A 20,995-nucleotide genomic window follows, 5' to 3' on the forward strand; every position below is an offset into this window, starting at 1 on the left:
ATTTGTCTCATGCAGTTTTGATCAACCAACAGTGGAGTAAATAAATGTCCCAGATTAATACCCAAGTCAAACCCTTTACCGCCACCGCTTTCCATAATGGCAAATTCGTTCCGGTCTCGGATGCCGACCTGAAAGGCAAGTGGTCCGTGGTGTTCTTTTACCCGGCCGACTTCACTTTCGTCTGCCCGACCGAACTGGGTGACCTGGCTGACAACTATGCCGAATTCAAGAAGCTGGGCGTGGAAATCTACTCGGTCTCGACCGACACCCACTTCACCCACAAGGCATGGCACGACACTTCCGACACCATCGGCAAGATCCAGTACCCGATGATCGGCGACCCGACCGGCGTCATCTGCCGCAACTTCGACGTCATGATCGAAGCTGACGGCCTGGCTGACCGCGGCACCTTCGTGGTCGACCCGGAAGGCAAGATCCAGCTGGTCGAAGTGACCGCTGGCGGCATTGGCCGCGACGCTTCCGAGCTGCTGCGCAAGATCAAGGCAGCCCAGTACGTTGCAGCCCACCCGGGTGAAGTCTGCCCGGCCAAGTGGAAAGAAGGCGACAAGACCCTGGCACCGTCGCTGGACCTGGTCGGCAAGATCTAAGACAGGCAACGGCGCGCAGCAGAAGCCCTGCGCGCGCGCCGATCTTGCACCCCTTGCCGGTCGCGCTTCTGCGGCCGGCAGGTCCACTCCCCGATCAGCCTGAAAACACCGGGAGCCACAAGCTCATCCGGCGGTGGATTTGCACACTCAAAAAAACGCAACGACACACTAAAGAAAGCGAGGACATCATGTTGGAAACCAATCTCAAGACCCAATTGAAAGCCTATCTCGAAAAGGTCACCCTCCCCATCGAGATCACCGCCAATATCGACGGCACCGAGGCCTCGCGTGAAATGCAGGGCCTGCTCACCGATATCGCCACCCTCTCCGACAAGATCACGCTGAAGGAAACCAGCGACGCCGCCGTGCGCGCGCCATCCTTCGCCATCAACCGCGCCGGCAGCGACATGGGCATCCGCTTTGCCGGCATCCCCATGGGCCATGAATTCACGTCGCTGGTGCTGGCGCTGCTGCAGGCCGGCGGCCACCCGCCCAAGCTCGACGCCGATGTCATCGAGCAGATCCGCGCTCTCGAAGGCGAGTTCGTCTTCGAGACCTATATCTCGCTGTCGTGCCAGAACTGCCCGGATGTGGTGCAGGCGCTGAACCTGATGGCTGTGCTGAACCCCAACATCCGCCACGTCATGGTCGATGGCGCGCTGTACCAGGATGAAGTCGAGAAGCGCCAGATCATGGCCGTGCCGACCGTCGTCCTGAATGGCGAGGTATTCGGCCAAGGCCGCATGGGCACCGAGGAAATCCTCGCCAGGATCGATACCGGCGCCTCTGCGCGTGCCGCTGAAAAGCTGGCGCAGAAAGACGTGTTCGACGTGCTGGTGGTGGGCGGTGGCCCCGCCGGCGCCGCTGCGGCAATCTATGCAGCGCGCAAGGGCATCAACACGGGTGTTGTTGCCGAGCGCTTTGGCGGCCAGGTGCTCGACACCATGGCCATCGAAAACTTCATCTCGGTGAAGGAAACCGAAGGACCCAAGCTGGCCGTGGCGCTCGAGCAGCACGTCAAGGAATACGCCGTCGACATCATGAACGTGCAGCGCGCCGAAAAGCTCGTCGCCGGCGACATCATCGAAGTACAGCTGGCCAGCGGCGCCACCCTCAAGGCCAGGTCCGTCATCCTGGCCACCGGCGCGCGCTGGCGGCAGATGAACGTGCCCGGCGAAGAGCAGTACCGCAACAAGGGCGTGGCCTATTGCCCGCACTGCGACGGTCCGCTCTTCAAGGGCAAGCGTGTCTCGGTGGTCGGCGGCGGCAACTCCGGCGTGGAAGCGGCCATCGATCTGGCCGGTATCGTCGCGCACGTCACCCTGCTGGAATTCGGCAGCGAATTGCGCGCTGACGCGGTCTTGCAGCGCAAGCTCTATAGCCTGCCGAACGTGACCGTCATCACCGATGCCCAGACCACCGAAGTCACCGGCGACGGCAACAAGGTCAATGGCCTGAAGTACATCGACCGCAAGAGCGGCGCCGCGCACGCCATCGATCTGGAAGGCATCTTCGTGCAGATCGGCCTGCTGCCCAACACCGAGTGGTTGAAAGGCACGGTGGCCCTGTCGAACCGCGGTGAAATCGAAGTCGATGCGCGCGGCCAGACGTCGGTGCCGGGGGTGTTTGCCGCCGGGGACGCCACCACGGTGCCTTTCAAGCAGATCATCATCGCCATGGGCGAGGGCGCCAAGGCATCGTTGTCGGCCTTCGATCACCTGATCCGCACGTCAGCGCCGGCAGAAGAAAAGAAGGCGGCGTAAGCTGCCTGCAGCAATGCTGCATAAAAAGCGCCGGCCACAAGCCGGCGTTTTTTATGGCGGATTCAATCCCATCCGCCCGACCGTCCACTTTTCATCGACTCGAGATCACGCGCAAACATTTCCGCCAGTTCGTCGCGCGCCTGGCGCGCCATCGACACATACTGATCCTGGTCCTTGTAATAGGGATAGACGGCATGCACCGAAGCGATATTGTGCGCGCGGAATTTCATCGCTGCCTGGCGCGCCTGGTAGGCGCCGTACCCCAGCGTTTGCAAGACCTGGCGGCCCAGGCGCAGCGAACCTTCGAAGGTTTCGCGCTCCAGCATGGTCACGCCGCGGTCCATCAAGTCATAATAGTGCGTGACGTTGCGGGCGCGCGCCAGGATCGGCAGGTCGGGAAATTCCTGCTTCACCGCATCCACCAGCGCCAGGCTATCCTCGACGTCGTCGATTGCCACCACCAGCGCGCGTGCCCTGCCAGCGCCGGCCGCGTGCAGCAAGTCGGTGCGGGTGGCATCGCCATAAAACACCTCGAAGCCGAACTTGCGCAACAAATCGATCTGGTCCGGGTCATGGTCCAGCACCGTCAGGGGCACCTGGTTGGCATGCAGGAGGCGGCCGACAATCTGGCCGAAGCGGCCGAAGCCGGCGATGATCACATGGCCTTCCCGTTCCTCGATGGCATCGTCAGGCCGGGTTTGCCCAGCCTGGAAGCGCGGCGCAATCATCCAGTCGTAGAGCAGGAGCAGCAGCGGCGTCATCAGCATCGACAGCGCCACTACCAGCAACAGCATCGACGACACCTCGGACGAGAATACGCGCGCGGTGGCGGCTGCGCCAAAGACGACGAAGGCGAATTCGCCGCCCTGCGACAACAATAGGGCAAACAGCAATTGCTGGCTGCGCGGCAGGCGGAAGCGCTTGCCCAGGGCATACAGCACGCCGATCTTGATGGTTAAAAAGGCGATGACTGCCGCCGGAATCAGCAACGGATGCGCCAGCAGCACGCCGAAATCGACCGACATGCCGACCGCGATAAAAAACAGCCCGAGCAGCAAACCCTTGAAGGGCTCGAGGTCGGATTCCAGCGCATGGCGGTACTCTGAATTGGCCAGCAGCACGCCGGCGAGGAACGTGCCCAGCGCCATCGATACGCCCACCGATTGCATCAGCAGGCCGATGCCGATCACCAGCATCAGGGCAAACGCCGTAAAGATTTCGCGCATGCCGGTCTTGGCAATGGCGCGCAGCAGGGGGCGCACCAGGTAGCGGCCGCCGACAATCAGGGCCACGACGACGCCGATGATTTTCACCGCGTCCACCCAGTCCTGGGCGCGCTCGCCCGTCGCGGAAACGCCCAGCATCGGCACGATGGCGATCATCGGAATGGCGGCGATATCCTGGAACAGCAGGAGCGAAAAGCTGGCAGATCCCGCAGGGGTCGCCATCAGGTTGCGTTCATCCAGCGTCGCCAGCGCAATCGCCGTCGACGACAGCGACAAGCCCAGCGCGGCGATCAGCGCCGTCTTCCAGCCGATGCCAGACAACACGCCTGCCGCGCACAGGGCCAGCGCTACCAGGGCGACTTGCGCACTGCCCCAGCCAAAGATGGGCTTGCGCATCGACCACAGGCGTTTCGGTTCCAGTTCCAGCCCGATCAGGAACAACAGCAGCACCACGCCGAATTCGGAAAAGTGCAGGATATCCTCCACTTCCCGGATCAGTCCGAAGCCAAATGGCCCAATGGCAATCCCTGCTGCCAGATAACCGAGCACGGCGCCCAGCCCCAGGCGTTTGGCGACGGGCACCGTGATGACCGCCGCCGCCAGATAAACCAGGGCATTGAGTAAAAGATTGTTTTCCATCCCGTTGCCCTCGTTTCCCGACGCAAACCCAGTTGTTCCGTGTGGCTGATTTCTGAATCCGAATGCTTATCCCGGGGACGATTCGCCCGACCAGTCCTGCCCGACCCCGGGAAATTGCACGACCGCCTTGCCGCACCAGTTGGGGTAATCCGCCAGTTGCGCCACATAGCCCTCGACGTAGCGCGTCACTGCCGCATCGTCGACCCGGTGCGCGCCATGGAGAATATAAGGTGGCAGCCAGCGCATGCCGCACAGGGCGGCGGTTTGCTGGAACGGTGGCAGGAATGCCGAAAATTCCCGGCCATGGTAGCCGCCGGCCTGATAAGACTCGTTCGAGCCGCCGGCAGTGGCCACCAGCCAGAAGTCCTTGCCATGCAGGGCCGTGCCGCCATGGCCGTGCGCCCAGCCACTTTCCAGCACTACGTCGAGCCATTCCTTCAGCAGCGACGGCATGCTGTACCACATGATCGGATGCTGAAAGACGATCAGGTCTGCCGCCCTCAGCCGCGCCTGCTCCTGGCGCATATCGATATCGAAATCCGGGTAGGTTTCATACAGGTCATGCACCTCCACGTGCGCCAGCGTGCGCGCCGCCTCGGCCATCAGCCGGTTGACGCGAGAGCGGTGCGGTGTCGGATGCGCGTAGACAACAAGAATCCTCGGAGGCGTGTGCATGGAAGGCGGGCGGCTCGGGTTGTGCAAGCGTCTATTCTGCCATCAGCATGCGCCGCTGGCGTTCCTCTTCCTCTTTTTCTGCCAGTTGAATCGCCTGTATCACCGCACCGACATCGGCGGGACGCTTGTCTTCCTTGATGCGGCCGGTCAAGGGCGTGTCGGGTTTCAGCAGGCCCGCCTGGTACAGGCCCCAGATTTCCTTGCCATATTGGGAGTGGGCCAGCTGCGGCGCAAAGCGGCCAAAGTAAGTGGCCAGGTTGTCGACATCGCGCTCCAGCATGGCTCCGGCATTGTTGTTGCCCGCCGCATCCACCGCCTGGGGCAAGTCGATGATGACCGGACCTAGAGCATCGACCAGGATATTGTATTCGGACAGGTCGCCGTGCACGACGCCGGCGCACAGCATCAGCACGACCTGGCGCAGCAGCTGCGCATGGTAGTCGAGCGCGGTCGCCTCGGTCAGTTCGACATCGTTCAGGCGCGGCGCGGCATTGCCCCCGGCATCCGTCACCAGTTCCATCAGCAGCACGCCTTCAAAGCAGATGAAAGGCCTGGGCACGCGCACGCCGGCTGCCGCCAGCCGGTACAGCGCATCGACCTCGGCATTTTGCCAGGCTTCCTCGGCCATCTGGCGGCCATAGCGGCTGCCCTTTTCCATGGCGCGCGCCTGGCGGCTGTTCTTGACGCGCCGGCCTTCCTGGTACGACACCGCCTGGTGAAAGCTGCGCTGGTTGGCTTCCTTGTACACCTTGGCGCAACGCACTTCGTCGCCGCAGCGCACCACATAGACGGTGGCTTCCTTGCCGCTCATGAGCTGGCGCAGCACCGCGTCCACCATGCCTTCATCGATCAGGGGCTGCAGGCGTTTCGGAGGTTTCATGGCGGCAGGTACTCGATTCTGTGCGGGGTAAGCGCTCAGTGTACCAAGATCTGTTGCGCGGAGGCGATTGATCGCGCAACTGCCCCCCGCCCGCCAGCAAACCTGACAGCCTTAGCGTGGCTGCCACAGGGTCCAGCGCTGCGCGATGTTGCCGGCACAACTCCATAGTTGCAGGCTCTGGCCGGACACGCCATTGCCTGCCGGGATATCGAGGCACTTGCCCAGCGTAGTTTCAAGCTGGCCCCGCAGCCCAAACTGTTGGGCGGTATTGTCCGCAATACAACCCCAGACCTGCACCTTGGTGCCATTGGCAGTGCCATTGCCATTGATATCCAGGCAGCTGTTGGTATTGAGTGCGGTACGGAAGCCGCCATTACCCGGTATCCATTGCTGCGCGGGCGTGCCGTTGCAAGTCCAGAGCTGTACGGCGTTGCCATTGGCGGAAGAGCCGCCCGATACATCGACGCACAAATTGTTGACGGTCTTGATCGTGCCGGTAGGCGGATCGAAAGTGAATTTCTGTGCATCGCTGGTATTGCAGTCATGCAGCTGCAATGCCTGACCCGACACGAGATTGCCACCAGGTACATCGACACACTTGCCGCTGTTGCCGCCAACGATGTTCATGTTTTTAAACCACCACTTCTGGCCAGCCCCGCCGTTGCAGGTCCATTCCTCGATCGGCGAACCATCGGCTATTGCGCCGCCATTGCCAACGACCATGCATTTGGCGGCCAGCGGGTTGCGAATATCACGCCAATTGGAAAGGTACCATTGCTGCGCTTTGGTGCTGTTGCAGGTCCATAGCTGGACTTCGCTGCCGTCTGCTGTGGCGCCGCCGTTAATATCCACGCACAAGTCTTTATAGCCGACGATCGTTCCCGGCAGCGGCTTGGACGGTGTCGTGGTTGGGGTGCCGTCAACCAGTGTCTTGTAGCGCCTCCAGTCCCAGCCCGAACCCGGGTCGGTATGCGTCTGGTTCGCATAGTTGATATGACCCTTGACGTTGTAATTGGCATCAGGCAGCTTGGCATTCCAGCCAAGGGACCCGTCATACACCTTGCTTGGCAGGGAACGCGCCGCCAGGATGTCGCGTGTCAGGGCTGCCGACGCGTTGTACATGGCCGTGGTATACCAAGCGGTTGGATTGGCGATATAGCCTTCATGTTCGATGCCAACGGTGTAGCCGTTGGAGGAACCGATATGCCATGCGCGGTCGCCTTCGCGCACCATCTGCGTGATCTGGCCGTCGGACGAACGCAAAACGTAATGCGCGCTGACGCTGGCGCTGCAATTCTTGAACCAGGAAATGGCGCCGGCATACGAGCCTTGCGTGGTATGGATGGCGACATGGGTGAATGGCGTGGAGCGGCCCGCCGTGTAATTACAGGTCGGTGCCGGATTCCAGATCGCCGGCGGATAATCGGGCGAGGCCAGGGCCGGCTGGATGCCCGTGGCGCACAACGCCGTTGCGGCCAGCAAGGCCTTTGCTAAAAATCGATTCATAGGGTTCCCCTTGTTACGCGGCCTGCAAGGCCGCGCCATGCTTGAATGAGATATCGGTTTTGTCAGGTGGATTAACGGCTTGGCGACATGGCATCCGCATCGGGCGCGGTCAACCTCATGTTGTTCGGGCCGTATTCGAGTAGCACGCGCGATGCCGCCAGGGTGCGCAATTTTTCGTGGCCATAGACTTTTTCCAGATCGACCTCGCGTTGCTTGATCTTGTAGCGGCCGTTGCCACGTCCTTCCTTGATGGCGTTGAAAACTTCATAGGTTTGCATTTCCGCGATTGCACGCTCTGGAATGCCGCTCAGCTTCGCCGCGGCGTCTTCCCACTGTTCAAGCGGCGTAGCGCGATTCTTGCGGTTGCCGTACTGCGCCAGGAGAGCGGCGGCGCCACGGATATTGCTGCGCGTGTCCGTCACCAGCGTGACCGGCATTTCACGAATCAATCCGGCGGCCTGGTTCAACGAGTAGCCGAAATGCGGGTCGTTACGCAAACCCATGATGCCGTAGGCGGGCGGCATCTCGCCTTCGTGCCAATCGGCTTCCTGAAAATCTTCGCCGTTTTTCTTCGCGTGGCCCTTTGGCACAATCGGGCGCCAGCGTGTTTCGGCATAGGCGATCGATTGCAGCAGTTCGACCGGGACGTCAAATTCTGCGGCAGCTTCTTCAAACCATTTTTGGTAAATTTTCGGAAAACCGGTCATCTCGGTGGCGTTGCCAGCGGCATAAACGGCATAGGCGGTGCCCAGGCTTGCTGTCAGCAACAGTGCCGACACTAGTGACTTGATGCGGGTATGCATGCGTATCTCCTAAGGGTTGAATCAAATTGGTTAAGATTTTTGTGCGGCTGACGCGGCCAGCCAGGCTTTGCCAATTTGCCTGCGGTTAATGTTTGCAAAAGCAGGGCGCTTACTATTGCCGAAACGACAGGATTGCGCATCACCATCCATGGTGAGAGGATGGTGAAAATGACATTTTTTTGGGTCTCGAATGACACCTGGACGCAACGCGAAAGGTGTTTTTCAGAGGAATGTTGCGGAGAGGAATTTTTTTATGGTGCCAGGGATCATAACCTTGCTGCGTACCGCGTTTTTGCTCATGGGCTTGATGGCGATGGGGCCTGTTCATGCGCAGCGCGAAGCGACAGGACTCACCGCAACAGCAAAAACATTTCAGCACTACTTTGACGAAGCTGCCATCGAATTCAATGTGCCGGTCGAACTATTGCAAGGGATCGCCTATGTCGAAACGCGCTGGCAACCGATCGTTCCGAAAGGGTATGCGGGCAAAATGCCAGAGTATGGGGTGGCGGTGGAATCGCACCATGGCAAGCCGGTAGGCTACGGCATCATGGGCTTGCATGACGACCCGTATCATGGCCACTCGCTCATTGAAGCGGCGCGACTGATCGGCCAGCATCCGGCCACGCTGCAGTCGGCGTCACGTGCGAACATTCGCGGCGCCGCGGCACTGCTCTCGCGATATGGCGCACCCAGGACCACGGCGTCTCCACTTGAAGCATGGGAAGCGCCCCTGGCCAGGTACAGCGGCATTCCCCAGCGCGATGTGGCGCAACTTTATACGTATGAAATTTTCGCGGCGATCAAGCAAGGCAGGCGCAGCAGTCAATATGCAATCACGCCGCGACCTGTCGACCTTGAAAAAATTTATGGCACGGACGGCTTGAAAAGGCTTTCAACGCATTAAGGCAGGCTGCGCCATTCTTCCTCTTAACCCATCATGCCGAGCTCGCGCAAACGCTCGATGGCTTGCAGCCGGCTGTTGACACCTAGCTTGGCATAGATGCTCTTCATGTGGGAATGGATGGTATTGGCGGAAATGAACAAGGCCTGGGCAATTTCCTGGTTCGAACTGCCCCTGGCGATATACAGGACGACTTCCTTTTCCTTTTTGCTGAACAGCGATGGCAGCAGGTGGGCACGGCCGGCATCTTTATCGACGGCTTCCGGTGCGATATGGCCCAGCAGGGAATGGACGCAGGCAGTGTAATCGCTGCCGCGCGCCAGTTTGACCAGCAAGCAGCGCAAGGCGGCGCCGTCATTGATAAACAGCCGCACCAGCCGGGTATGCTCGGCCAATGCCACGGATTGCTGCAATGCTGCCAGCGCTTCACATGGCTTGCCCAGCGCCTGCAGCGCCGTTGCCTTGAGAATGCCGATTTCGATGACAACTGCCTGGCGCTTGCCCTGTTCGGCGGCAGGCAGCAGGGCATCAAGCAGGGTCAGTGCCCTTAATGGTTGCCGAGATGCAATGAAGTAACGCGCGAGAACCAGGTATTCGGCTTCGCGGCCGATGGCCAGCGGCAAATCGAGCGACAGCTGGGCTGCATCGGCCCATTGCCGGGCGACGTCGAGTCGATTCTGGTTCAGGCAGAGATAGCCGAGCGCCGCCGAAAGCGGCGGCAAATCGACCACGAAGCGGCCTGCATATCGGGCCAGCAATGCTTCGCAATCGACATCGGGTTGCGGTCCGGCGGCGCCAGCCGCCAGCCGGGTTTGCGCCAGCAGGATGCGGCCCCAGGTATTGACGTACTGCATGCCTACCGCCGTCATTTCCACGCCGCGCAGCAGATACCGCTCCGCCGCAGCCAGGTCGTTCATCTGGTAAGCCAGCTCGCCCATGCCGATGTACAGCATGCCGCAGGCCGGGTAGTCATGCAGCCCGACCGCCAGCGCTTCGCGCATGGCATTGTGATACACCTGGCCTGCGGCGACCAGGTTGCCGCGCAACAGATGCAGGCGTGCCAGTCCCAGCACGGCGGTGATCGGCACCAGCGCGTTGTACTTCACCTGGGCGATGCTGGCATGCTGCGCCAGAAGCGGTTGTGCCTGGTCCAGTTCGCCAATGACGAAGCAGGTCACGCCCAGATAGACTGCCGCCGCCCGATGCAGGGTACGTTCCGGATGTAGCGAGGATAGCGCGCTATGCAATTGCGCCATTGCGCCGTCGATACTGCCATCATAGGCGAGCCGACAGCCGCGCATCAGCGCCAGCTGACCCCACATGGCGCGTTCATTGCTGCCGCACGGCGCATGCTCGAATCCGGCGATGCAAGCGGCGACCTTGCGGATATGATGATCCATTGCCACCAGATCATCCATATAGAAGCTGCCCCAGGCGCACATCATCGACAGCGCCGGACGTTGTGCCAGGAGCGCAGTGGGAAGGCATTGCGCCCAGCGCAGGACGGTACTGATCTCGCCATGGGAAAAAAGCTGGTTGCCATGCTTTTCCATCAGGTCGGCGGCAAACACAAAATCTTCCGCCTTGATGGCGTAATTGATGGCGTCGGTTGGCAAGCCGTTTTCGTCGCACCACTGGCTGGCGCGCCGGCACAGCATCCTGGCCAGTTCCGGATCAGTGCCGCGCAGGCGCGACTGCAGCAGCGACGTAAAGAGATGATGGTAGCGGTACCACAGGCGCTGGTGATCCAGGCCGACGATGAACATGTTGGCGCGTTCCATCTCGTCGAGCATCAGGCGGCTGTCGGCACGCCCGGTGACGGCATCGCACAAGGGTGCATTGAAGCGTTCGAGCAGGGATGTCTGCAGCAAGAAGCCTTGCATTTCGTCGGAACGGCTGCGCAGCACCTCATCTAGCAGGAAGTCGGTGATATGCCGGTTGTCGCCGGCAAAGTTATCGATGAATCCGGCCTTGTCCGACACCGCATGCAGCGATACTGCCGCCAGCTGCAAGCCGACGATCCAGCCTTCGGTGCGCTGTGCCAGTGTGTCGACCTGTTGTTGCGGCAAGTCCAGCTGCATCAGGTCATTGCAGAAAATTCCGACTTCTTCTGGCGTGAAACGCAGATCGCTTGCGCGGTATTCCATTACCTGACGCAGTCCGCGCAGACGCGCCAGCGGGAAGGGCGGATCGCAGCGGCCGGCGACGATGAGTTGCAACTGCGGCGGATGGTTCTCCACCAGGAAGGCGAGCGCTTCATGGACCGCGACGTCACTAACCAGGTGCAGGTCGTCGAGCATGAGGCACAGGCGTCCCTGCAGATTGCACAGCTGGTTGACCAGCGAGCGCATCATTTCGCCGATCGAGGGCAAGGGAGCGTTGCCCAGCATGCCGGTGATGGTGGCGCCAAAGTCGGGATGCCGGGCCTGAATCGCCGTAATGAAGTGCATCAGGAATCGCAGCGGATCGTTGTCGCCACCATCGAGCGACAGCCAGGCGACCGGCGCAGGCATCTCTGTTGCCCACGCCGTGAGCAAGGTGGTCTTGCCATAACCGGCAGGCGCACACACCAGAATCAAGCGTGGCGCATCTTGCGGCCGCATCAGGCGTGCACGCGGCACGATCCGCATCGGCGTAGCAGGAATCACCAGTTTGGTGCTGAGAATATAATCGGTCGACACGGCCTAACTGCTCAATAAGATTGAACCAAGCTCGAGGGCTAACCCACTTCCAGCCTTAGCGAGTCCGGAAGCACGGCGCCTTGTTCTTGCAATGAAGAACAAATGACATTGCGGGAAAACGTCTCCTGTATTTTGCTATTATTATTTTTGTAATAGTAACAATGCTTTTGGGAATTGACTACTATCGTTCGATAAATATTCATTTGGGGAAATTTTCCATGTCCTGGACCGGCAGGCTTTTTTGCGCATCTCTGCCATGTTATTTTTGCATTTAGTATCAAAATTCGATACTTTCCATGTCAATTGCCAATGCTTTGCATGGCATGGTTTCACTTGTTAATCCATTGCGGCATGATGCCTCGACTTCGACCAAGGAGAACCATCATGCATACTCTGCGTCACTACCTGCGGCTTTTCAGCACGACCTTCATCACCCTGCTTTTGGCGGGCATCGCGCTCGCTTACGGCCCGGTAGCCCAACTGACGAACTACCACGACTTTGCCGACCAGCACACCCTGTTCGGCATCGCTCATGGTGCCGACGTCCTATCGAATCTCGGCTTTGCCCTGGTTGCCTTGTGGGGCTGGCGGCGTCTGGCGCCGGCGCGCAAGCATCCCGGCATCGCCGCAGGCTGGGCGGGCTACGCACTGTTCCTGGCCGGCCTCCTGCTGACCGCGTTCGGCTCGACCTGGTACCACCTCGACCCCGACAATGCGCGCCTGGTCTGGGACCGCCTGCCCATCACGCTCGCCTGTGGCGGCTTGCTCGCCGGGGTGTGGGGCGATGCGCGCCAGCGCAGCAGCGCTGCACTGGCTGCCGGGCTGGCGCTTGCCGGCATGGCCAGCGTGGCCTGGTGGTATTTCACCGAGCTGGCCGGCAGCGGCGACCTGCGTGCTTACCTGCTGCTGCAAATCCTGCCGATCCTGCTGATTCCCCTGTTGCAGTGGATACACGGTACGCCGCCAGCCGAACGTTGGGCGTTTGCAGGCGCACTGTTACTATATGTTTTTGCCAAGTTTGCCGAGATGAACGACCACCAGATTGCGGCGGTGCTGGGCGCGCTTACCGGCCATACCCTGAAGCACTTGCTGGCCACGGCGGCAGCGGCACTGGTGGTGGCGAGCCTGGTGCAGCGGGTGCGCGCGCCGCTGGAACACAATAAACCGGTTGCGTCGACTTCCGGACAATTTCAATAAAAAGAATCAGGGAGTAGTCATGCTGAAAACCCTCTTGCGCATCGCCCTCAAGGCATTGTTTCGCGTCCGCGTCACCGGTGACAGGAGCACGTTCCTGAATCCGCGCACCCTGATCGTCGCCAACCACGAATCCTTCCTCGACGGCTTGCTGCTCGGCCTGTTCATGCCGGTGGAAGCGACCTTTGTCGTGCATACGCAGATCGCCAGCCGCCCGCTGTTCCGCTTCCTGCTGCGCTTCGTGCCGCACCTCGCGGTCGATTCCGCCAGCCCGCTGGCCATGAAAGTCATCGTCAAGCTGGTTGAAACCGGGCGGCCGGTCGTGATCTTCCCGGAAGGCCGCATTACCAATACCGGCTCGCTCATGAAAGTCTATGACGGCGCTGCCTTCGTCGCCGCCAAGACCGGCGCCACTATTGTCCCGGTGCGCATCGATGGCGCCGCGCGCAGCTACTTCGGGCGCCTGGCCGGCGTGTATCCGCGCAAGGCTTTCCCGCAAGTCAGCATTGCCATCCAGCCGCGCCGCACCATTCCCATGCCCGATCTGCCCTCGGCCAAGCTGCGCCGCCGCCGCGCCGGCGAACTGCTGCGCCAGATCCTGCTCGACATGCTGGTGGCCACACGTCCCCAGAAAACGCTGTTCGATGCCTTCCTCGATGCGAAAAAAACCTTCGGCGCGAACTACAAGCTGGTCGAGGATATCCGCCTGGTGGAAGAATCCTACGGCTCGCTGCTGAAGATGGCGCTCGGCATCAGCCGCATCATGTCGCGCCTGACCGCCCCCGGAGAAGTGGTCGGCGTGCTGACGCCGAATGCCGCGCCCACGCTCGGCCTGGTGCTGGCGCTGTCGGCGGGCACGCGCGTGCCCGCCATGCTCAACTATACTGCCGGCGCCGATGGACTCAAGGCTGCCTGCACCGCCGCCGGGATCAAGACCATCATCACCTCGCGCGCCTTCCTGGAAAAAGCCCGCCTGACCCAGCTGGTGACGCAACTGCCGGGCATCACGGTGCATTACCTGGAAGACCTGAAGGCGCAGTTCGGCTTCGGCGACAAGCTGTGGGTCGTGTGGCACCTGTTGTTCCCGCGCAGCGCGGCGCTGCCGCAGCAGCCTGACGATCCGGCCATCGTATTGTTTACCTCCGGCTCCGAAGGCAAGCCCAAGGGCGTGGTGCATTCGCACAATTCGATGCTCTCCAACGTCGCCCAGGTGCGCGCGGTGGCGGACTTCACCCCGCTCGACAAGTTCATGATGGCGCTGCCGCTGTTCCATTCCTTTGGCCTGACCTGCGGCGTGCTGCTGCCGCTGGTGTCCGGCTGCAAGGTCTTTTTGTACCCCAGCCCCCTGCATTACCGCATCATCCCGGAAATCGTCTACGACCGCGATTGCACGGTGCTGTTCGGCACTTCCACTTTCCTGGCCAATTACGGCAAGTTCGCCCATCCCTACGACTTCGGCCGCCTGCGCTACGTCGTGGCCGGCGCCGAGAAGCTGTCCGACGATGTGCGCAAGCTGTGGATCGAGAAGTTTGGCATCCGCATCCTTGAAGGCTATGGCGTCACCGAATGCGCCCCGGTGGTGGCGGTCAACGTGCCGATGGCGTGCCGCATCGGCAGCGTCGGCCAGTTCCTGCCCGGCATGGAATATGAGTTCGAGCCTGTGCCTGGCATCGACAATGGCGGCGCACTGCACGTCAAGGGGCCGAACGTGATGAAGGGTTACTTCCTGTTCGACAAACCCGGCGTCATCCAGCCGCCGCAATCCATCGGCGCCGGCTGGTATTCGACTGGCGACATCGTCGCGCGCGACGAGGATGGCTTCGTGCATATCCGCGGGCGCTTAAAGCGCTTCGCCAAGATCGCCGGCGAAATGGTGTCGCTGGAAGTCGTCGAGAAAATCGCCAATGCGGCCGCGCCCGGCCATGCCCACGCCGCCTCGACCCGGCCGGACGCCGCCAAGGGCGAGGCGCTGGTGCTGCTGACCACGCTCGCAGGACTTCGCCGCGACCAGCTTGTGGCAGCTGCCAAGGCCCTCGGCGCACCCGAACTGGCCGTGCCGCGGGTGATCCACCACATCGATGCGATTCCTTTGCTGGGTTCCGGCAAGACCGATTACGTCACCCTGAAGCGCATGGCTGAGGAAACCGCCAGCACGGCCGCGAGCGCCGCCGATGCCGATGCGGAAGCTGACGCCGCCTGAACCAGAACCTCCTGACCAGACTTCCACGGACCCCCTATGAGTTCGCAATTTTCACTTCTCAAGACTCGCCGCTTCGGGCCGTTTTTCGGCACGCAATTTCTCGGCGCGTTCAACGACAATCTTTTCAAGAATGCGCTGGTGGTGCTGCTGACTTTCCAGGCGGCGCAGTGGACCACCTTGAAACCCGAGTTGCTGGCCAACCTGGCAGCCGGGATTTTTATCCTGCCATTCTTCCTGTTCTCCGCCACCGCCGGGCAGCTCGCCGACAAGTTCGACAAGGCCATGCTGGCGCGCCAGGTGAAGTTGCTGGAAATCGGCATCACGGTGTTGGTCGGCATCGGTTTCTGGCTGCACAGCCTGACAGTGTTGCTGGCCTGCCTGTTCCTGCTCGGCGTGCATTCCACGCTGTTCGGCCCGGTGAAATACGCGATCCTGCCGCAGCATCTCCATGAAGATGAACTGGTCGGCGGCAATGCCTTGATCGAAGCCGGTACCTTTGTCGCCATCCTGGTCGGTACCCTCATGGGCGGCCTCCTGGCCGGCATGGAAGGCGGCGCCGTATGGATCACGGCAGGCTGCCTGCTGGTGGCAGTCGCCGGCTATGTCGTCTGCCGCGGCGTGCCGCCCGCGCCGGCGCCCGAGCCGCAGCTGCGCATGAACCCCAATCCCTTTACCGAGACCTGGCGCAATATCGGCTTTGCGCGGGAAAACCGCACGGTCTTTCTTTCCATACTCGGCATTTCCTGGTTCTGGCTGTACGGTGCCTTGTTGCTGGCGCAGTTCCCGGCGTACGCCAAGAATGTCCTGGGCGGCAACGAGACCAGCGTGACGCTGCTGCTCGCGACCTTCACTTTAGGGATCGGCATCGGCTCGCTGCTGTGCGAGCGCCTGTCGGCCAAGCAGGTGGAAATTGGCCTGGTGCCCTTCGGCTCGATTGGCTTGACCATCTTCGGCCTCGACCTGGCATTCGCCTCGCCGGCCAGCGTGCCCGCCGCGCCGCTGGCGCTTATGCCGCTGCTGCAGGCGCCGGGTACATTGCATGTGCTGTTCGACCTGTTTGCCCTTGGCCTTTTCGGCGGCTTCTTCATCGTGCCGCTGTATGCGCTGGTGCAGCTGCGCTCAAGCCCGGGCCACCGCGCGCGCATCATCGCCGCCAACAACATCATGAATGCCTTGTTCATGGTGGTCGGCGCCGGCGCGGCCGCAGGTCTTCTGTCGACTGGCCTCAGCATTCCCGCGCTGTTCGGCGTGGCGGCGCTGTGCAACGCGGCGGTGGCGTTCTACATCTATGGCCTGGTGCCGGAATTCCTGCTGCGCTTCATCGTCTGGCTCCTGGTGCATACCGTGTATCGCCTGGAGAAAAAAGACGTGGAACGGATCCCAGACGAGGGCGCGGCGCTGCTCATTTGCAACCACGTCAGCTTTGTCGATGCCCTGGTCATCACGGCGGCCTGTCATCGTCCGATCCGCTTCGTCACGGACTACCGGCTGTTTCGCGTGCCGATTCTGTCCTTCGTGTTGCGCTCCGGCAGGGCGATCCCGATTGCCCCGGCCAAGGAAGATCCCGTCTTGATGGAGCAAGCTTTTGATGCGGTAGCCGCAGCGCTGGCCGAAGGGGAACTGGTATGCATTTTCCCGGAAGGCGGGATTACCTTCGATGGCGAGCTCTTGCCATTCCGTCCCGGGATCACGCGCATTCTCGAGCGCAATCCAGTGCCGGTAGTGCCGCTGGCGCTGCGTGGATTGTGGGGAAGTATTTTCTCGCGGCAGGGTGGCAAGGCACTCAGCCAGCCTTGGAAGGCACGGCCATTCCGCAAGATTGCCATCGCCGCTGGCGATCCGGTAGCGCCGCAAGCAGCGGAACCGCAGGCGCTGCGCGATGAAGTCCTGCAGTTGCGCGGCGCCTGGCGATAGTGGCGATGCCGGTTAGTTGTCCTGGCGGATTTCGTAGGTGACTTCTTCGCTTTCCACCAGGTCCAGCACGTCGTTGAGGAAAGTGTCGTCGTCGGTGCTGGTCCAGGTATCTTCCGGATCGGCGGCAAACAGCGGTTCAAACGTCAGGTCCAGGAATTGATTGTTGGGAAGTTTGATGACATCCACGCCGGTGGAAGTCTTGACCAGCTCCCAGTCGTCGGGGATGGACATTTCAAGCTTCATGGTGACGGCAAGTTTTTTCATTTCAGGGCTTTCTATGGAGAGCTTGATGGGAAGGCTGGCGATGTTATCAGACTTCGGGCTCAGACCCACAAACGCTACAACCAAAAGGATTCGTCTTCAATAAGACGCTGGGCAAACTCTTTGGTTGAAAAACCCGTGATCGGCTTGGCTGAGCGCTGCGCTCAGGCCGGCTTGATGTTCTGGTTCATCTGGAAGAAGTTGGTCGGGTCATATTTTTTCTTGATCTCCACGAGTCGGTCATACGCCGCGCCGTAGGCGAACGCGATGCGGTCGGCTTCGTCCTGGGTGAGGAAGTTGATGTACGCGCCGCTGCTGGCGAACGGCTTTGACTTGCCGAAGAACTCGCGTGCCCAGGCGATGACGCGCTCGTCCTCGGCAGGCGACTCCCAGCGTCCGTGCACGTTCATGACGTAATTGGCTTCCCGGCTTGAGTAAGCCATTGCTCCGGGCGCTATGCGTGTCGTCTGGCCACCGATCGTGCCGATGAAGATCTCGCATTGCGGCGATGGCAGCTTGGCGGCGTAGTCGAGGATGACGGCGATCGCATCATCACTGAGCTGCGAGAAGTTATGCGACTTCCAGTAGTTTCGCGCACCTGGCGTCAGGAGCGGATCGAAGGTCTGCTGCCAGGCGCAGTACGGCTGCACGCCGACGTGCTCGCCGTGCGCCGTGCCGAACCCGCGCAGCGGCGCGATCAGCTTCATGCCTTCAGCGGGATCCCCCACATAGCACAGTGCGAGCGCGATAATTTCTTTGCCGTGAACGTCCTCGGGCAGGAAAGGCAGCGGGGGCGCCTTGCGGGTGACCATCCAGACGTTAAGCTCGTCCGGCATCGTCTCGGTGAAACGGGCGAACTGCGTGAGCACGGACCTGGCCTGGTCGAACGGGAAGACGATGAGCCCGCTCAGCACGTCCGGCCCGACGGGATGGAGCTGGAACTGGAAGTTGGTGACAATGCCGAAATTCCCGCCGCCACCACGCAGCCCCCAGAACAGGTCGGCGTTTTCCGTTTCGCTGGCGTGCACCTGCCTGCCATCCGCGGTAACGACATTGGCGGAGAGCAGGTTGTCGACGGTCATGCCGTACTTCCGGCTCAGCCAGCCGAAGCCGCCTCCGAGCGTCAGGCCGGCTACGCCCGTGGTCGAGTTGATGCCCAGCGGCGTGGCGAGGCCGTGCGCCTGTGCGGCCTTGTCGAAATCGGCGAGGGTGCAACCGGGCTCGACGCTCGCCCGGCGGGTGCTCGGATCCACCTGGACATTCTTCATCAATGAGAGGTCGATCATGAGGCCGCCGTCGCAGACGGCATTGCCGGCGATATTGTGCCCGCCCCCGCGGATCGAGACCAGGAGCTTGTGCTTGCGCGCGAACGCGACGGCCAGGACGATATCGTCTGGAGAGGTGCAGCGGGCGATCAGCGCGGGCCTGCGGTCGATCATGGCGTTCCAGATCTGGCGCGCCTTGTCGTAGGCCGCGTTGCCAGGAAGAAGTGCCTCGCCCCGAAATTGCGCTGTGAATGCGTCGATGTCTGCTTTTTGTAGCTGAGCCATGCTTGCCTCCTTTGTCTGCGTCTAACAGGCAATTGAACGGACACGGCGTCCAATGAACGCAGTAAATAGCAGGGTGATAAGCAAAGAGATTCGATTCTCTGCAAGCTGGCCCAGTTCCAAGGTTGGCAGCTGCTTGTTTGACTTGATCGACTACAGGCGTTGCATCCTGGGGCTTTTGCACAACCGCATTTAAAAACGCGCCTATTCGGTACGCCGCCAGTCTTGCAGTTGCCAAAGCCGCAAAGCAATATGGACTTCCAGTGCGCGCCCGGAATGCGTCCAGTCCGCCAGGATTGCATTCATCATGTCCAGGCGCTGGCGGAAGGTATTGATGTGAATGCCGAGAATGGCTGCAGCGGCTTTTGCATTATGCCCCTGGTCCAGGTAGCAAATCAGGGTCCTGGCCAGTTCAACTTTCCTTGCGTCTGCCTCGGTAAACAGCTTGCCCAGCGCCGAAGAAAGGAAGGCATTGACATCACTTCGGCTTTTATCCTTGAAGAGGATGGAATAAAGCGATAGCGCACTTTCATCAAAGATGGCGCCCGCGCTGCCCAGCAAGGGCAGCAGATCCAGGCATCTGCACAGACCCTCATTACTGGCTGGCAGATCCGACAGGTGCTCAACCGGTTCGGACATGACGCCATGGATTTTTTCCCGGGTATGTTCAGTGAAGAATTTTGTAACGGCTTCTTTCGTTTGGCGGCTGTTTCCTGCGGAACCAATCATCACCAGCACGCCATCGATTTCATCGATCAGCGTATTTGCCAAGGGCGATAGCTTGCGCATCCGGTTGATGAAGTAACCCAGGTCGCTGCCGGTGGGCTTAATCCGCATCAGGTACATGGGCTTGGCGGGATTGATGCCATGGCGATCCAGCTGGTGTGCGAGTTTTTCCGGATCGTGCTGCGGCTGGCTCAACAGGCTGCGCAAGACGATGGGGATCTCGCTTCGGGCAGCCGCCTCGTTGCGCTCCAGGGACAGCAGTACGACGCCGGTCACCACGGAACTGCGCTCGAAGATCCGCACGGCCACGTCATTGAGTTCCTGCCTGGTGTAAATCACCAGGCCGCCCAGCATGCCGCGTCCGCCGACCACTGCCGATACGCGGCATATGCCCGCCTCGGTGGCAAACGCAGTGACCGACTTGCCGAGCGTGCGGCTTTCCACCAGGGCGGCATGGATTTTATCTTGCGCTGAATAATTGTCGTGCGAGGCATTGCGGTCATGATGGTCGGGCGCGCCGTGCGCAGTTGCCAACGCGGTATAGGCCGGTTGCTCGCCTTCATCCAGGCAGACGACATCGCCATCCAGCATGGTGGCCACCATGTCGCACAGTTCCTTGACGCCCCCGCCGCGTGCAACCAGCGTGGTCAAGCGCTCGTGGGCCTCGGCGGCGATCTGCGTGTCTGCCGTTTGCTGCGCAAGCTGCTTGTTGGCTTCGCTCGCCTGGCGCAGTGCATCCTGCGATTGTTCAAACAGGCGGGCATTTTCGATGGCAACCGACGCATGGGCGGCCAGGGTCGAAAGAATCGACATTTCCCACGCATTGTAAGCGCGGATGTAACGGTCGCCGACAAACAGGACGCCGATCACCTGGGAGCCGGATAGCAGCGGGACGCCCAGGATGGACTTGATGTCTTCATCGGTGACGGCAGAGTCGATCAGGTTGGTATGCGCAAAACGGCTATCGGCTTCGTAATCCGAAGAACAATAGGCGGAACGGTTGCGCGCGACAAAGCCGCAAATGCCCACGTCGCGCGGCACGCGAATCTGCTTGAATTTTTCGGAAAAGGCGCCGTCAGTCGCGCGCACATAAAAATCGCCGCGTTCACGATCATAAATGGATAAATAGCCGATATCGCATCCGATCAGGTTGCGCGCCCGGTTCACGATGGCTTGCAGTACCTGGTCGATATCGCGAATGGCCGTCAGGCTTTGCGCGGTTTCGATGAGTGCCATCAATCCACGCTCCCGAGTCTGCAGCAATTCCAGGCGGTCCTTGAGCGCGATGGCCTTTTGCGCGTAATCGATCAGGGACGCCTTGGCAGGATAATCGGCAAGCGCTTCGATACGGGCGAGAATCCGGATCAGATCCTCTTTCGCATCGGTCTTGAACAGCGAAGCAATGATGTCATGCTCGAGCGCCGTGCTGACAGCAGCAGCGGATTCGGTGAATCGGGTATCGGCCATC

Annotated in this window: 15 protein-coding genes; 6 read left to right on the top strand and 9 right to left on the bottom strand. The window is 60.9% G+C overall.

Going from position 1 to position 20,995, the window contains the following annotated elements; translation table 11 throughout:
* Positions 1–44: 44 nt before the first annotated feature.
* Positions 45–608 (top strand): alkyl hydroperoxide reductase subunit C, encoded by a 564-nt coding sequence (ahpC, locus tag EKL02_RS01865; protein ID WP_128900446.1) that lies wholly within the window; start codon positions 45–47, stop codon positions 606–608.
* Between the two features lie 188 nt (positions 609–796).
* Positions 797–2,371: an alkyl hydroperoxide reductase subunit F gene (gene ahpF, locus EKL02_RS01870; protein WP_128900447.1), complete on the top strand. Its 1,575-nt coding sequence runs from the start codon at positions 797–799 to the stop codon at positions 2,369–2,371.
* Between the two features lie 62 nt (positions 2,372–2,433).
* On the opposite strand, the gene kefC is transcribed toward ahpF, so the two are convergent.
* The 5 genes from kefC to EKL02_RS01895 all read right to left on the bottom strand — a co-directional run bounded on the left by kefC (position 2,434) and on the right by EKL02_RS01895 (position 8,100).
* Entirely contained in the window at positions 2,434–4,236 is a 1,803-nt protein-coding gene (gene kefC, locus EKL02_RS01875; RefSeq protein ID WP_128900448.1) for a glutathione-regulated potassium-efflux system protein KefC, read from the bottom strand.
* Between the two features lie 66 nt (positions 4,237–4,302).
* Positions 4,303–4,911 carry an NAD(P)H-dependent oxidoreductase gene (locus EKL02_RS01880; RefSeq protein WP_128900449.1) on the bottom strand — a complete coding sequence of 203 codons (609 nt, stop codon included), beginning with the start codon at positions 4,909–4,911 and terminating at the stop codon, positions 4,303–4,305.
* A gap of 31 nt (positions 4,912–4,942) precedes the next feature.
* The gene (locus EKL02_RS01885; RefSeq protein ID WP_128900450.1) at positions 4,943–5,791 is read right to left on the bottom strand and encodes a PA4780 family RIO1-like protein kinase; all 849 of its coding nucleotides are present in this window, start codon (positions 5,789–5,791) and stop codon (positions 4,943–4,945) included.
* Between the two features lie 111 nt (positions 5,792–5,902).
* Positions 5,903–7,297, bottom strand: coding sequence for a ricin-type beta-trefoil lectin domain protein (locus tag EKL02_RS01890; protein ID WP_206732439.1), 1,395 nt, complete (start codon positions 7,295–7,297; stop codon positions 5,903–5,905).
* Between the two features lie 71 nt (positions 7,298–7,368).
* Complete coding sequence (locus tag EKL02_RS01895; protein WP_128900452.1) at positions 7,369–8,100, bottom strand: hypothetical protein; 732 nt, start codon at positions 8,098–8,100, stop codon at positions 7,369–7,371.
* A 190-nt stretch (positions 8,101–8,290) separates the two neighbouring features.
* Here EKL02_RS01895 and EKL02_RS01900 point away from each other — a divergent pair, with 190 nt between their 5' ends.
* Positions 8,291–9,007: a hypothetical protein gene (locus EKL02_RS01900; RefSeq protein ID WP_128900453.1), complete on the top strand. Its 717-nt coding sequence runs from the start codon at positions 8,291–8,293 to the stop codon at positions 9,005–9,007.
* Positions 9,008–9,030: 23 nt separating this feature from the next.
* Here EKL02_RS01900 and EKL02_RS01905 read toward each other — a convergent pair whose 3' ends face one another.
* Positions 9,031–11,685 carry a LuxR C-terminal-related transcriptional regulator gene (locus EKL02_RS01905; RefSeq protein WP_128900454.1) on the bottom strand — a complete coding sequence of 885 codons (2,655 nt, stop codon included), beginning with the start codon at positions 11,683–11,685 and terminating at the stop codon, positions 9,031–9,033.
* 384 nt (positions 11,686–12,069) lie between these two features.
* Between EKL02_RS01905 and EKL02_RS01910 the strand changes: the two genes are divergently transcribed.
* The 3 genes from EKL02_RS01910 to EKL02_RS01920 are packed head-to-tail and all read left to right on the top strand — an operon-like array spanning position 12,070 to position 16,993.
* Positions 12,070–12,882 (top strand): hypothetical protein, encoded by an 813-nt coding sequence (locus EKL02_RS01910; RefSeq protein WP_128900455.1) that lies wholly within the window; start codon positions 12,070–12,072, stop codon positions 12,880–12,882.
* 19 nt (positions 12,883–12,901) lie between these two features.
* The gene (gene aas / locus EKL02_RS01915; protein ID WP_128900456.1) at positions 12,902–15,079 is read left to right on the top strand and encodes a bifunctional acyl-ACP--phospholipid O-acyltransferase/long-chain-fatty-acid--ACP ligase; all 2,178 of its coding nucleotides are present in this window, start codon (positions 12,902–12,904) and stop codon (positions 15,077–15,079) included.
* A 36-nt stretch (positions 15,080–15,115) separates the two neighbouring features.
* Positions 15,116–16,993, top strand: a complete 1,878-nt coding sequence (locus tag EKL02_RS01920; RefSeq protein ID WP_128900457.1) for an MFS transporter — start codon at positions 15,116–15,118, stop codon at positions 16,991–16,993.
* 12 nt (positions 16,994–17,005) lie between these two features.
* Here EKL02_RS01920 and EKL02_RS01925 read toward each other — a convergent pair whose 3' ends face one another.
* The 3 genes from EKL02_RS01925 to EKL02_RS01935 all read right to left on the bottom strand — a co-directional run bounded on the left by EKL02_RS01925 (position 17,006) and on the right by EKL02_RS01935 (position 20,994).
* On the bottom strand, positions 17,006–17,257 hold the full coding sequence (locus EKL02_RS01925) for a hypothetical protein (RefSeq protein WP_128900458.1): 252 nt from the start codon (positions 17,255–17,257) through the stop codon (positions 17,006–17,008).
* A 161-nt stretch (positions 17,258–17,418) separates the two neighbouring features.
* The gene (locus EKL02_RS01930) at positions 17,419–18,804 is read right to left on the bottom strand and encodes an FAD-binding oxidoreductase (protein WP_128900459.1); all 1,386 of its coding nucleotides are present in this window, start codon (positions 18,802–18,804) and stop codon (positions 17,419–17,421) included.
* A gap of 201 nt (positions 18,805–19,005) precedes the next feature.
* Positions 19,006–20,994 carry a GAF domain-containing protein gene (locus EKL02_RS01935; RefSeq protein ID WP_128900460.1) on the bottom strand — a complete coding sequence of 663 codons (1,989 nt, stop codon included), beginning with the start codon at positions 20,992–20,994 and terminating at the stop codon, positions 19,006–19,008.
* Between the last annotated feature and the right edge of the window lies 1 nt (position 20,995).

It is taken from the genome of Janthinobacterium sp. 17J80-10 (assembly GCF_004114795.1).
Taxonomy (GTDB): Bacteria; Pseudomonadota; Gammaproteobacteria; order Burkholderiales; family Burkholderiaceae_D; genus Paucimonas.

What these genes read in the sequence shown, in the direction of transcription:
- EKL02_RS01930 (WP_128900459.1), bottom strand. Translation starts at nt 18,804, where the DNA reads ATGGCTCAGCTACAAAAAGCAGACATCGACGCATTCACAGCGCAATTT.
- ahpF (WP_128900447.1), top strand. Translation starts at nt 797, where the DNA reads ATGTTGGAAACCAATCTCAAGACCCAATTGAAAGCCTATCTCGAAAAG.
- EKL02_RS01925 (WP_128900458.1), bottom strand. Translation starts at nt 17,257, where the DNA reads ATGAAAAAACTTGCCGTCACCATGAAGCTTGAAATGTCCATCCCCGAC.
- kefC (WP_128900448.1), bottom strand. Translation starts at nt 4,236, where the DNA reads ATGGAAAACAATCTTTTACTCAATGCCCTGGTTTATCTGGCGGCGGCG.
- EKL02_RS01935 (WP_128900460.1), bottom strand. Translation starts at nt 20,994, where the DNA reads ATGGCCGATACCCGATTCACCGAATCCGCTGCTGCTGTCAGCACGGCG.
- aas (WP_128900456.1), top strand. Translation starts at nt 12,902, where the DNA reads ATGCTGAAAACCCTCTTGCGCATCGCCCTCAAGGCATTGTTTCGCGTC.
- EKL02_RS01910 (WP_128900455.1), top strand. Translation starts at nt 12,070, where the DNA reads ATGCATACTCTGCGTCACTACCTGCGGCTTTTCAGCACGACCTTCATC.
- EKL02_RS01880 (WP_128900449.1), bottom strand. Translation starts at nt 4,911, where the DNA reads ATGCACACGCCTCCGAGGATTCTTGTTGTCTACGCGCATCCGACACCG.
- EKL02_RS01920 (WP_128900457.1), top strand. Translation starts at nt 15,116, where the DNA reads ATGAGTTCGCAATTTTCACTTCTCAAGACTCGCCGCTTCGGGCCGTTT.
- ahpC (WP_128900446.1), top strand. Translation starts at nt 45, where the DNA reads ATGTCCCAGATTAATACCCAAGTCAAACCCTTTACCGCCACCGCTTTC.
- EKL02_RS01890 (WP_206732439.1), bottom strand. Translation starts at nt 7,297, where the DNA reads ATGAATCGATTTTTAGCAAAGGCCTTGCTGGCCGCAACGGCGTTGTGC.
- EKL02_RS01885 (WP_128900450.1), bottom strand. Translation starts at nt 5,791, where the DNA reads ATGAAACCTCCGAAACGCCTGCAGCCCCTGATCGATGAAGGCATGGTG.
- EKL02_RS01895 (WP_128900452.1), bottom strand. Translation starts at nt 8,100, where the DNA reads ATGCATACCCGCATCAAGTCACTAGTGTCGGCACTGTTGCTGACAGCA.
- EKL02_RS01900 (WP_128900453.1), top strand. Translation starts at nt 8,291, where the DNA reads ATGACACCTGGACGCAACGCGAAAGGTGTTTTTCAGAGGAATGTTGCG.